Below are 11,286 nucleotides of genomic sequence, written 5' to 3' on the forward strand. Positions count from 1 at the left end.
AATTTAGATCTGCTACACCTGCATCGCCATGACATCCTGATAGGCGGACACCAGCTTGTTACGCACCTGGATCCCCATCTGTAACGACACGGATGATTTTTGCAGATCGGTCATCACGTCGTTCAGGGCGACGCCCGGCTCACCGAGAGTGAATTTCTCAGCCTGCGTACGCGCGGCGGTCTGCGTATCGCTGATGCGATCCAGCGCGGCGTGCAGCTGGCCCGCGAAGCTAACGGTGGACTCAGCGCCAACGCTCTGGTTTTTCGCCACGCCGGCCGTGGCCTGCAGCTGGCTGATGACGCCTTCAATCCCCTGGATAGACATGATTTAACCCTTACATGATTTGACTGGCGACGAGGTTACCAGTTTGTCAATAAGATGAAGGCGGTAAATAGCGACAAAAAACCAGGTTATTTGACCCATAGAAAATCGCAAATCATCAAATAATGGCAGGGCCATCAACATGGAACTTTTGTCGTGTTTGCCGACCCGGGAGTCCGTTTTGCTTCATTACACGAATAATGCCGTCCACCCTGAGTTACGAGGTGTGCAATGAGTGCGACAGCAACCGCATCACAGAATAAATCTCTCGAATGGATGAACCGCCTGCGCGCGAACCCCAGAATTCCACTGCTTGTCGCCGGTGCCGCCGCCATCGCCATCATCGTTGCGATGGTGCTATGGGCAAAGCAGCCGGACTACCGCGTCCTTTATAGCAACGTCTCCGATCAGGATGGCGGCGCGATAGTGACCCAGCTGACGCAGATGAACATCCCCTACCGCTTCTCTGAAACCGGTGGCGCGATTGAAGTGCCAGCGGACAAGGTGCACGAACTGCGCCTGCGTCTCGCCCAGCTTGGGCTGCCGAAAGGCGGCGCGGTGGGCTTTGAGCTGCTGGACCAGGAGAAGTTTGGTATCAGCCAGTTCAGCGAGCAGGTCAACTACCAGCGTGCGCTGGAGGGTGAACTGGCCCGTACCATCGAAACCCTCGGGCCGGTGAAGTCAGCTCGTGTCCACCTGGCAATGCCGAAGCCATCACTGTTCGTGCGCGAACAGAAATCCCCCTCGGCCTCCGTTACCGTGAACCTCGCACCGGGTCGCGCCATGGACGAAGGCCAGATCAGCGCCGTGGTTCATTTGGTCTCCAGCGCCGTTGCGGGCCTACCGCCGGGTAACGTTACCCTGGTCGACCAGAGCGGTCGCCTGCTGACCCAGTCCAACACCAGCGGTCGCGATCTTAACGACGCCCAGCTGAAGTATGCCGCTGACGTTGAAGGTCGCGTGCAGCGCCGTATCGAGGCGATCCTCTCCCCTATCGTCGGGAATGGCAACGTCCATGCCCAGGTTAACGCCCAGATCGACTTCGATAATAAAGAACAGACCGAAGAGCAGTATCATCCGAACGGCAACCCGTCCGAAGCCGTGATGCGCTCCCGTCAGCTGAACGAAAGCGAGCAGGTGGGCGGCCCTTATCCGGGCGGCGTGCCGGGTGCGCTCTCTAACCAGCCTGCGCCAGCCAATAACGCGCCGATTACCGCGAATGCACCGCAGAACGGCCAGCAGAACCCGAATGCGCAGCAGACAACCTCGACCAGCACGGCAAACAGCGCCGGTCCGCGTAATACGCAGCGCAACGAAACCACCAACTACGAAGTCGATCGCACCATTCGCCATACCAAAATGAACGTCGGTGACGTGCAGCGTCTCTCCGTGGCCGTGGTGGTGAACTATCGCACCCTGACCGATGGCAAACCGCTGCCGTTGACCGCCGACCAGCTGAAGCAGATCGAAGACCTGACCCGTGAAGCGATGGGCTTCTCCCAGCAGCGCGGCGATACCCTCAACGTGGTGAACTCTCAGTTCAACGCCACCGATGAGAGCGCAGGCGAGCTGCCGTTCTGGCAACAGCAGGCCTTTATCGATCAGCTGATGACCGCCGGTCGCTGGCTGCTGGTGCTGATTGTTGCCTGGATCCTGTGGCGCAAAGCCATTCGTCCGCAGCTGGTACGTCGCGAAGAGGAGCGCAAAGCGCTGCTTGAGAATGCGCAGACTCGCCAGATGCCGGAAGAGGAAGCCGTAGAGGTTCGCCTCAGCAAAGACGAGCAGACCCAGCAGCGCCGGGCTAACCAGCGCCTGAGCGCCGAGGTGATGAGCCAGCGTATTCGCGAAATGTCAGATAACGATCCGCGCGTTGTTGCGCTGGTCATCCGCCAGTGGATGAGTGGTGAAGAGCATGAGTAACCTTACCGGAACCGAAAAGAGCGTCATCCTGCTGATGACCATTGGCGAAGACCGCGCGGCGGAGGTGTTCAAGCACCTCTCCCAGCGTGAGGTTCAGCACCTGAGTACCGCCATGGCCGGCGTGCGCCAGATCTCCAATAAGCAGCTGACTGACGTCCTGCAAGAGTTCGAGCAGGAAGCCGAGCAGTTCGCCGCGCTCAATATCAACGCCAACGACTACCTGCGTTCGGTGCTGGTCAAAGCGCTCGGCGAAGAGCGCGCCGCGAGCCTGCTGGAAGATATTCTTGAGACCCGCGATACCTCCAGCGGTATCGAGACCCTCAACTTTATGGAGCCGCAGACCGCAGCCGATCTTATCCGCGACGAGCATCCGCAGATTATCGCCACCATCCTTGTGCACCTTAAGCGCGGCCAGGCGGCGGATATTCTCGCCCTCTTCGATGAGCGTCTGCGTCATGATGTCATGCTGCGTATCGCCACCTTCGGCGGCGTGCAGCCAGCCGCGCTGGCAGAGCTGACGGAGGTGCTGAACAGCCTGCTCGACGGCCAGAACCTCAAGCGCAGCAAAATGGGCGGCGTAAGAACGGCGGCCGAGATCATCAACCTGATGAAGACCCAGCAGGAAGAAGCGGTTATTACCGCCGTGCGCGAATTCGACGGCGAGCTGGCGCAGAAAATTATCGACGAGATGTTCCTGTTCGAAAACCTCTCCGAGGTGGACGATCGCAGCATCCAGCGCCTGCTGCAGGAAGTGGATTCCGAATCCCTGCTTATCGCGCTCAAAGGCTCCGAACAGCCGCTGCGCGAGAAGTTCCTGCGCAATATGTCCCAGCGTGCGGCAGACATTCTGCGCGACGACCTTGCCAACCGTGGTCCGGTGCGTCTCTCTCAGGTGGAGAACGAGCAGAAAGCGATCCTGCTTATCGTTCGTCGTCTGGCAGAAACCGGCGAGATGGTAATTGGCAGCGGCGAGGATACCTATGTCTAACGAGCTGCCGTGGAAAATCTGGACGCCGGAAGATCTGGCGATGCCGGTAAGCGAATTCGTTCCGGCGGTGGCGCACGATAGCGACAGCGACGACGCCCCGCAGGAGAGCGAAGAGGTCGTTTTAACCGACGAGCAGAAGCAACAGCAGCAGCTGGCGCAGCTGCAGATCCAGGCCCACGAGCAGGGATACAGCGCCGGTCTCGCCGAAGGTCGGCAGAACGGCCATAGCAAAGGTTACCAGGAAGGTCTGGCCCAGGGCCTGGAGCAGGGTCTGGCTCAGGCCCAGCAGCAGCAGGCACCGATCCATGCCCGGATGCAGCAGCTGGTGAGCGAGTTCCAGTACACGCTTGATGCGCTGGATAGCGTGATCGCCTCCCGCCTGATGCAGATGGCGCTGGAGGCGGCGCGGCAGGTGATCGGCCAGACGCCGAACGTGGATAACACCGCGCTGATCAAACAGATCCAGCAGCTGCTTCAGCAGGAGCCGCTGTTTAACGGCAAGCCGCAGCTGCGCGTCCACCCGGACGATCTGCCGCGCGTGGAAGAGATGCTGGGCGCGACGCTGAGCCTGCACGGCTGGCGTCTGCGGGGCGATCCGACCCTCCATCCGGGCGGCTGTAAAGTCTCTGCCGACGAGGGCGATCTGGATGCCAGCGTCGCCACCCGCTGGCAGGAACTGTGCCGCCTGGCCGCGCCGGGAGCGATCTGATGACTGCGCGCCTGACCCGCTGGCTGACCACGCTGGACAACTTTGAGAGCAAAATGGCGCAGCTGCCAGCGGTACGCCGCTACGGGCGACTGACCCGCGCCACCGGTCTGGTACTGGAGGCGACTGGCCTGCAGCTGCCGCTGGGGGCCACCTGCGTTATTGAACGCCAGGAGAATGGCGACATCCGGGAAGTTGAGAGTGAAGTGGTGGGCTTTAACGGCCAGCGCCTGTTTCTGATGCCGCTGGAAGAGGTGGAAGGTATTCTGCCCGGCGCACGCGTCTACGCCCGCAGCGCCAGCGGCGATGGCTTGCACAGCGGCAAACAGCTGCCGTTAGGTCCGGCGCTGCTGGGCCGGGTGCTGGACGGCGCGGGCAAGCCGCTGGACGGCCTCCCCTCCCCTGACACCACCGAAACCGGCGCGCTGATCACCCAGCCGTTCAACCCCCTGCAGCGTACTCCCATCGAGCATGTGCTTGATACCGGCGTGCGGGCGATCAACGCCCTGTTAACCGTTGGCCGCGGCCAGCGTATGGGTCTGTTTGCCGGCTCCGGCGTCGGTAAGAGCGTGCTGCTGGGCATGATGGCGCGCTACACCCAGGCCGACGTGATCGTGGTCGGGCTGATTGGCGAGCGTGGCCGTGAAGTAAAAGATTTTATCGAAAACATTCTTGGCGCTGAGGGTCGCGCCCGCTCGGTGGTGATCGCCGCCCCGGCGGACGTCTCGCCGCTGCTGCGTATGCAGGGCGCGGCCTACGCCACGCGCATCGCAGAAGACTTCCGCGATCGCGGCCAGCACGTGCTGCTGATTATGGACTCCCTGACCCGCTACGCCATGGCGCAGCGTGAGATCGCCCTGGCGATTGGCGAGCCCCCGGCAACCAAAGGCTACCCGCCTTCCGTGTTTGCCAAACTGCCCGCGCTGGTGGAGCGCGCCGGTAACGGCATCCACGGCGGCGGTTCCGTTACCGCCTTCTATACCGTGCTGACCGAAGGGGATGACCAGCAGGATCCTATCGCCGACTCCGCCCGCGCCATTCTTGATGGTCACATCGTGCTGTCGCGGCGGCTAGCCGAGGCGGGTCACTATCCGGCTATCGATATTGAAGCCTCTATTAGCCGAGCCATGACCGCGTTAATCAGCGAGCAGCACTACGCCAGGGTCAGACATTTTAAACAGCTGCTCTCCAGCTTCCAGCGCAACCGCGATCTGGTGAGCGTGGGAGCCTACGCCCGGGGCAGCGATCCAATGCTGGATAAAGCCATCGCCCTGTGGCCGCAGCTGGAAGCCTATCTCCAGCAGGGTATTTTTGAACGCGCCGGATGGGAAGAGTCCATCCAGGGCTTAGAGCTTATTTTCCCGACGGTGTAACAGAAGAGTGGGAGGGCGACGATCGTGACGCAGACTAGCGCATTAACGACGCTAAAGGATCTGGCTGAAAAAGCGGTGGATGACGCAGCAATACGCCTCGGCGAGATGCGCCGGGGATGTCAGCAGGCGGAAGAGCAGCTCAAGATGCTGATGGATTATCAGAACGAGTACCGCAATAACCTCAACACGGATATGACCCAGGGCATTGGCAGCCAGCGCTGGCAGAACTACCAGCAGTTTATCTCCACGCTGGAGAAAGCTATCGATCAGCACCGCCAGCAGCTGATGCAGTGGACCACGAAAGTCGAACAGGCGTTGAACGCCTGGCGAGAGAAGAAACAACGTTTGCAGGCGTGGCAAACCCTACAGGATCGGCAGACCAGCGCCGCCCTGCTGGCAGAGAACCGCCTCGATCAGAAAAAAATGGATGAGTTCGCCCAGCGCGCTTCAATGAGGAAACCAGAGTGATCACTTTGCCAAAACTGCTTGTTACCGATGCCGATACCACCAGCGGCCTGCAAACAGGTAAAACGGCGACGGGCGCAGAAGACTTTCTTGCCCTGCTGTCGGGCGTGCTTTCCGGCACCCAGGCGTCAGGTGAGGACGCACCTTTGACGCTTAACGATCTGCGCACCGCAGGCGCGACGCTACAGCAGAGCCTGCTGAAAGGCGGCGCGGATGAGTCCGATACCCGCTCTCCGGCAGTACAGCTTGCCGCCCTGCTCGCCCGTACGCCAGCAGGCGCTGCGGCGGCCGCTGCAACGGCCGCTAAGGCTGACGCGACCGGAGACGCAGCCCAGACCAGCACGCCACTGCAGACTATTTTAGCCAGCCTGACCGGCGGCCTGAAAGGTATAACATCGACAGCAGCTGCGCCACAGACGCAGCCGACCGCGACAACCGCTGACGCAGATGACGACACCCGCAGCGATCTCAGTGAAGAGGAGTTGGCCGGGCTGAGCGCCCTGCTGGCAATGCTGCCGCATCAGCAAACGGCGACGGCCACCGTGCCGAAGAGCGACGCCGCTGCCACCGCCACGCCGGTGACCCCTGCCGCTGGCAGTAGCGCGGATCTCGCCTCTCTCACCCGTGAGCCAACGTTAAGCCCGGCGACGAAAGAGGACGTCGACGGCGAGCGTTTTGCCGCTGCCGTTGACGGCAACGCGCAAACCAGCCAGCTGACCGCCGCCGCGCCATTGAAAAACGCTCCGGAGACCGCCGTGCAGGCAGTCAACACCAGCGTCAGCGTCGCCCCAGCGGTGACCACCGCCGCGCCAGCGCAGGCCAGCGCTCCGGTTGCCGCGCCGGTGATCAGCGCCCCGTTGGGCAGCAGCGAATGGCAGCAGACCATCAGCCAGAATATCACCCTGTTTACCCGGCAGGGCCAGCAGAGCGCCGAGCTACGCCTGCATCCGGAAGATTTAGGTCAGGTGCAGATTAGCCTGAAGATTGACGACAACCAGGCCCAGCTGCAGATGGTTTCCCAGCACAGCCACGTGCGTGCCGCGCTGGAAGCCGCGCTGCCGGTACTGCGCACCCAGCTGGCGGAAAACGGCATTCAGCTTGGTCAGAGCAGCATCAGCAGCGAAAGCTCCGCTGGGCAGCAGCACTCCTCTTCCCAGCAACAGCAGGCCTCCCGATCGGGCCACGGCGGCACGTTTGCCGCTGACGAAGAAGATGCATTGACCGTTCCGGCGAGCCTGCAATCGCGTGCTCGCGGCAACGGCGCGGTAGACATCTTTGCCTAAACGCAAAAGGTAGCATGATTATCCCCGTCTTTTCCGCCCTTTGACGGACGCAGGACACGGGATAATCAGTCTATAAGCAGTACCGAAACAGGAAGCACGTAACAGATGACTGACGCCGCAATTACCAAGAAAAAGAAACGCTCAATCTGGATCCCGCTGTTGGTGTTGATCACGCTCGCCGCGTGCGCCACCGCCGGCTATAGCTACTGGCGCATGCACCAGCAGCCAGGTGAAGAGGTGAAAGCCGAAGCACCGCCGCCGCCCGCACCGGTCTTTTTCGCGCTGGATACCTTTACCGTTAACCTGGGCGAAGCCGATCGCGTCTTCTACATCGGCATTACCCTGCGCCTGAAAGACGAAGGCACGCGTGCACGCCTGAGCGAGTATCTGCCGGAGGTGCGTAGCCGCCTGCTGCTGCTCTTCTCCCGTCAGGATGCCACGCAGCTGGCAACCGACGAAGGCAAGCGCCAGCTGGTCGCCGCCATCAAAGAGACGCTCTCTCCGCCGTTAGTCCCTGGCCAGCCAAAGCAGGAAGTGACTGACGTTCTCTATACAGCTTTCATTTTGCGGTAAAGACATGGGCGATAGCATTCTTTCACAGGCCGAAATTGATGCGCTGCTGAACGGCGACAGCGAACAGAGCGATGCTCCGCAGCCCGGTAAAGGCGGCGAGAGTGATATTCGTCCTTACGATCCCAATACCCAGCGCCGCGTGGTGCGTGAACGCCTGCAGGCGCTGGAGATTATTAATGAACGTTTCGCGCGCCAGTTCCGTATGGGGCTGTTTAACCTGCTGCGCCGCAGCCCGGACATTACCGTGGGGGCGATCCGCATTCAGCCCTACCATGAGTTTGCCCGTAACCTGCCGGTGCCAACCAACCTTAACCTGATCCACCTGAAGCCGCTGCGCGGTACCGGGCTGTTTGTCTTCTCGCCAAGCCTGGTGTTCATTGCCGTAGATAACCTGTTCGGCGGCGATGGCCGTTTCCCAACCAAGGTTGAGGGACGTGAGTTTACCCATACCGAGCAGCGGGTGATCAACCGCATGCTGAAGCTGGCGCTGGAAGGCTACAGCGACGCATGGAAAGCGATCCATCCCCTGGACGTTGAGTATGTGCGTTCGGAGATGCAGGTGAAGTTTACCAACATCACTACCTCGCCGAACGATATCGTCGTCAATACCCCTTTCCATGTGGAGATTGGTAACCTGACCGGCGAGTTTAATATCTGTCTGCCCTTCAGCATGATTGAGCCGCTGCGCGAGACGCTGGTTAACCCGCCGCTGGAGAACTCCCGCAACGAGGATCAGAACTGGCGCGATAACCTGGTTCGTCAGGTGCAGCACTCCGAGCTGGAGCTGATAGCCAATTTCGGCGATGTCCCGCTGCGCCTGTCGCAGATCCTGAAGCTGCAACCCGGCGACGTGCTGCCGATTGAGAAACCCGATCGCATCATCGCCCACGTAGACGGTGTCCCGGTGCTTACCAGCCAGTACGGCACCGTCAACGGCCAGTATGCCCTGCGCGTTGAACACTTGATCAACCCGATTTTGAATTCGCTGAATGAGGAACAGCCCAAATGAGTGATATGAACAATCCGTCCGATGAGAACAGTATGGCAATGGACGATCTGTGGGCTGACGCGTTGAACGAACAAAAAACCACGACCAGCAGCAAAAGCACCACCGACTCGGTGTTTCAGCAGTTTGGCGGCGGTGACGTGAGCGGCACCCTGCAGGATATCGATCTGATTATGGATATCCCGGTCAAGCTGACGGTAGAGCTTGGCCGTACCCGCATGACCATTAAAGAGCTGCTGCGCCTGACCCAGGGGTCGGTGGTGGCGCTGGACGGCCTCGCCGGTGAGCCGTTGGATATCCTGATCAATGGCTATCTGATTGCCCAGGGTGAAGTCGTGGTTGTCGCCGACAAGTACGGCGTGCGTATTACCGATATCATCACGCCGTCCGAGCGTATGCGTCGTCTGAGCCGCTAAGCATGAAAACCCAGGCTACCGTTGTGCAGCCCTCTGCCGTTCATGGTTCACCGCTGGTGCAGGTAAGCGGCGCGCTACTGGGCATTATTGCCCTGATCCTCGCGGCAGCCTGGCTGGCGAAGCGGATGGGTTTTGGCGGTAAAACCGCCAGCGCCCGTGGCCTGAAGGTCAGCGCCAGCACGACCGTTGGCCCGCGCGAGCGGGTAATTATCGTTGACGTCGACAATGCACGGCTAGTACTGGGCGTGACGCCGTCACAAATCAGCCTGCTGCACACGCTTCCTCCGGCACCGCCTGCGAGCGAGGCCCCGAAAGAGAACACCCCGGATTTTCAGGCCGTGTTAAAGAATTTGATCAAGCGTTCCGGGAGATCCTGATGCGCCGTTTGTTACCTCTTGCGCTGGCTGGCCTGGTGCTGGTTGCGCCCAGCGCCTTTGCTCAACTTCCCGGATTAGTCAGCCAACCGCTGGCTAACGGTGGCCAGAGCTGGTCCCTGCCGGTGCAGACCCTGGTGTTTATCACCTCGCTGACCTTCCTGCCAGCGATTCTGCTGATGATGACCAGCTTCACCCGCATCATCATCGTTTTTGGCCTGCTGCGTAACGCGCTGGGTACGCCCTCCGCGCCACCTAACCAGGTGCTGCTCGGCCTCGCCCTGTTCCTGACCTTTTTTATTATGTCGCCGGTGATCGATAAGATTTACACCGAGGCCTATCAGCCGTTCAGTGAAAGCAAGATCTCCATCGACGTGGCGCTGGAGAAAGGCGCGCAGCCGCTGAGAGAGTTTATGATGCGCCAGACACGGGAAGCCGATTTAGCGCTGTTTGCTCGCCTGGCCAACAGCGGTCCGCTGCCAGGTCCGGAGGCGGTGCCGATGCGCATTCTGCTCCCGGCCTACGTCACCAGCGAGCTCAAGACCGCGTTTCAGATTGGCTTTACCATTTTTATTCCGTTCCTCATCATCGACCTGGTGATCGCCAGCGTGCTGATGGCGCTGGGGATGATGATGGTTCCGCCCGCGACTATCGCCCTGCCGTTTAAGCTAATGCTGTTCGTGCTGGTAGACGGCTGGCAGCTGCTGGTCGGCTCGCTGGCGCAGAGCTTTTACAGTTAAGGAGTGCGGAAATGACGCCAGAATCGGTGATGATGATGGGTACGGACGCGATGAAAATCGCGTTGATGGTCGCCGCGCCCCTGCTGCTGGTGGCGCTGGTCACCGGCCTGGTGATCAGTATCCTCCAGGCCGCCACGCAGATTAACGAGATGACGCTGTCGTTTATCCCGAAAATTATCGCCGTTTTCGTTGCTATTATCGTTGCCGGCCCGTGGATGCTTAACCTGCTGCTGGACTATATGCGCACCCTGTTCAGCAATATTCCCTATATTATTGGATAAGTAACCCTTATGGTGTCGGTAACCAGCGATCAGTGGCTCCACTGGCTGAGCCTCTACTTTTGGCCACTGCTGCGCGTGCTGGCGCTGATCTCCACCGCGCCGATCCTCAGCGAGCGTAGCGTGCCCAAACGCGTCAAGCTGGGACTGGGGTTTGTGATTACCATCGTCATTGCGCCTTCCCTGCCCGTCACTAACGTGCCGATCTTTTCCGGGGATTCGCTGTGGCTGGCGCTGCAGCAGATCCTGATTGGCATCGCGCTGGGCTTTACCATGCAGTTCGCCTTTGCCGCCATACGCACCGCCGGAGAGCTGATTGGGCTACAGATGGGCCTCTCCTTTGCCACTTTCTTCGATCCCAGCAGCAACCTGAATATGCCCGTGCTGGCGCGCTTTATGGATATGCTGGCCCTGCTGCTGTTTCTGACCTTTAATGGTCACCTGTGGCTGATTTCGATGCTGGTGGATACCTTCCATACCCTGCCCATCGGCGGCGAGCCGGTGAACAGCAATGCGTTCCTGGCCTTGACCCGTGCGGGCGGACTCATTTTTATCAACGGCTTGATGCTGGCGCTGCCGGTCATTACGCTGCTGCTGACCCTGAACCTCTCCCTGGGGCTGTTGAACCGTATGGCTCCCCAGCTCTCGATCTTTTCAGTAGGTTTTCCCATCACCCTGGGCGTCGGTATTGTCCTGATGGCGGCCCTGATGCCGCTCATTGCCCCTTTCTGTGAGCATCTGTTCAGCGAAATTTTTAATCTGCTGGCGGATATCATCAGCGAATTACCGCAGGCCTCCAGTCCCTAGATTTTGAACGGTCTTTATTGAGGATGATGTAGCCCC

At 60.2% G+C, this 11,286-nt stretch carries 14 protein-coding genes; 13 read left to right on the forward strand and 1 reads right to left on the reverse strand.

The window, feature by feature from the left end; all coding sequences use genetic code 11:
• Nucleotides 1–12: 12 nt before the first annotated feature.
• Nucleotides 13–327: a flagellar hook-basal body complex protein FliE gene (fliE, locus tag FN633_RS10160; RefSeq protein WP_154057616.1), complete on the reverse strand. Its 315-nt coding sequence runs from the start codon at nucleotides 325–327 to the stop codon at nucleotides 13–15.
• 225 nt (nucleotides 328–552) lie between these two features.
• Between fliE and fliF the strand changes: the two genes are divergently transcribed.
• From fliF to fliR, 13 genes are all read left to right on the forward strand, one after another.
• Nucleotides 553–2,241, forward strand: coding sequence for a flagellar basal-body MS-ring/collar protein FliF (fliF, locus tag FN633_RS10165; RefSeq protein WP_154057617.1), 1,689 nt, complete (start codon nucleotides 553–555; stop codon nucleotides 2,239–2,241).
• The gene (fliG, locus tag FN633_RS10170; RefSeq protein WP_042391432.1) at nucleotides 2,234–3,229 is read left to right on the forward strand and encodes a flagellar motor switch protein FliG; all 996 of its coding nucleotides are present in this window, start codon (nucleotides 2,234–2,236) and stop codon (nucleotides 3,227–3,229) included. The genes fliF and fliG overlap by 8 nt, the downstream gene beginning before the upstream one ends.
• Entirely contained in the window at nucleotides 3,222–3,938 is a 717-nt protein-coding gene (gene fliH / locus FN633_RS10175) for a flagellar assembly protein FliH (RefSeq protein ID WP_154057618.1), read from the forward strand. Before fliG ends, fliH begins: the two co-directional genes overlap by 8 nt.
• The gene (gene fliI, locus FN633_RS10180) at nucleotides 3,938–5,308 is read left to right on the forward strand and encodes a flagellar protein export ATPase FliI (RefSeq protein ID WP_042391469.1); all 1,371 of its coding nucleotides are present in this window, start codon (nucleotides 3,938–3,940) and stop codon (nucleotides 5,306–5,308) included. Before fliH ends, fliI begins: the two co-directional genes overlap by 1 nt.
• A 24-nt stretch (nucleotides 5,309–5,332) precedes the next feature.
• Entirely contained in the window at nucleotides 5,333–5,776 is a 444-nt protein-coding gene (gene fliJ, locus FN633_RS10185; protein ID WP_042391434.1) for a flagellar export protein FliJ, read from the forward strand.
• Complete coding sequence (gene fliK / locus FN633_RS10190; protein ID WP_154057619.1) at nucleotides 5,773–7,056, forward strand: flagellar hook length control protein FliK; 1,284 nt, start codon at nucleotides 5,773–5,775, stop codon at nucleotides 7,054–7,056. Before fliJ ends, fliK begins: the two co-directional genes overlap by 4 nt.
• 105 nt (nucleotides 7,057–7,161) lie before the next feature.
• Nucleotides 7,162–7,629, forward strand: coding sequence for a flagellar basal body-associated protein FliL (gene fliL / locus FN633_RS10195; RefSeq protein ID WP_042391436.1), 468 nt, complete (start codon nucleotides 7,162–7,164; stop codon nucleotides 7,627–7,629).
• A gap of 4 nt (nucleotides 7,630–7,633) precedes the next feature.
• Nucleotides 7,634–8,638, forward strand: a complete 1,005-nt coding sequence (gene fliM, locus FN633_RS10200) for a flagellar motor switch protein FliM (protein ID WP_154057620.1) — start codon at nucleotides 7,634–7,636, stop codon at nucleotides 8,636–8,638.
• Nucleotides 8,635–9,051, forward strand: coding sequence for a flagellar motor switch protein FliN (gene fliN, locus FN633_RS10205; protein ID WP_042391438.1), 417 nt, complete (start codon nucleotides 8,635–8,637; stop codon nucleotides 9,049–9,051). Before fliM ends, fliN begins: the two co-directional genes overlap by 4 nt.
• A 2-nt stretch (nucleotides 9,052–9,053) precedes the next feature.
• Complete coding sequence (gene fliO, locus FN633_RS10210) at nucleotides 9,054–9,428, forward strand: flagellar biosynthetic protein FliO (RefSeq protein WP_154057621.1); 375 nt, start codon at nucleotides 9,054–9,056, stop codon at nucleotides 9,426–9,428.
• The gene (fliP, locus tag FN633_RS10215; protein ID WP_103819216.1) at nucleotides 9,428–10,165 is read left to right on the forward strand and encodes a flagellar type III secretion system pore protein FliP; all 738 of its coding nucleotides are present in this window, start codon (nucleotides 9,428–9,430) and stop codon (nucleotides 10,163–10,165) included. The genes fliO and fliP overlap by 1 nt, the downstream gene beginning before the upstream one ends.
• Before the next feature lie 11 nt (nucleotides 10,166–10,176).
• Entirely contained in the window at nucleotides 10,177–10,446 is a 270-nt protein-coding gene (gene fliQ, locus FN633_RS10220; protein WP_042391441.1) for a flagellar biosynthesis protein FliQ, read from the forward strand.
• Nucleotides 10,447–10,455: 9 nt separating this feature from the next.
• Nucleotides 10,456–11,250: a flagellar biosynthetic protein FliR gene (gene fliR / locus FN633_RS10225; RefSeq protein ID WP_154057622.1), complete on the forward strand. Its 795-nt coding sequence runs from the start codon at nucleotides 10,456–10,458 to the stop codon at nucleotides 11,248–11,250.
• Nucleotides 11,251–11,286: the final 36 nt, after the last annotated feature.

The sequence above is a fragment of the Pseudescherichia vulneris genome (assembly GCF_902164725.1).
Taxonomy (GTDB): Bacteria; Pseudomonadota; Gammaproteobacteria; order Enterobacterales; family Enterobacteriaceae; genus Pseudescherichia; species Pseudescherichia vulneris.

What these genes read in the sequence shown, in the direction of transcription:
- fliF (WP_154057617.1), top strand. Translation starts at nt 553, where the DNA reads ATGAGTGCGACAGCAACCGCATCACAGAATAAATCTCTCGAATGGATG.
- fliG (WP_042391432.1), top strand. Translation starts at nt 2,234, where the DNA reads ATGAGTAACCTTACCGGAACCGAAAAGAGCGTCATCCTGCTGATGACC.
- fliH (WP_154057618.1), top strand. Translation starts at nt 3,222, where the DNA reads ATGTCTAACGAGCTGCCGTGGAAAATCTGGACGCCGGAAGATCTGGCG.
- fliI (WP_042391469.1), top strand. Translation starts at nt 3,938, where the DNA reads ATGACTGCGCGCCTGACCCGCTGGCTGACCACGCTGGACAACTTTGAG.
- fliL (WP_042391436.1), top strand. Translation starts at nt 7,162, where the DNA reads ATGACTGACGCCGCAATTACCAAGAAAAAGAAACGCTCAATCTGGATC.
- fliM (WP_154057620.1), top strand. Translation starts at nt 7,634, where the DNA reads ATGGGCGATAGCATTCTTTCACAGGCCGAAATTGATGCGCTGCTGAAC.
- fliN (WP_042391438.1), top strand. Translation starts at nt 8,635, where the DNA reads ATGAGTGATATGAACAATCCGTCCGATGAGAACAGTATGGCAATGGAC.
- fliO (WP_154057621.1), top strand. Translation starts at nt 9,054, where the DNA reads ATGAAAACCCAGGCTACCGTTGTGCAGCCCTCTGCCGTTCATGGTTCA.
- fliP (WP_103819216.1), top strand. Translation starts at nt 9,428, where the DNA reads ATGCGCCGTTTGTTACCTCTTGCGCTGGCTGGCCTGGTGCTGGTTGCG.
- fliQ (WP_042391441.1), top strand. Translation starts at nt 10,177, where the DNA reads ATGACGCCAGAATCGGTGATGATGATGGGTACGGACGCGATGAAAATC.
- fliR (WP_154057622.1), top strand. Translation starts at nt 10,456, where the DNA reads ATGGTGTCGGTAACCAGCGATCAGTGGCTCCACTGGCTGAGCCTCTAC.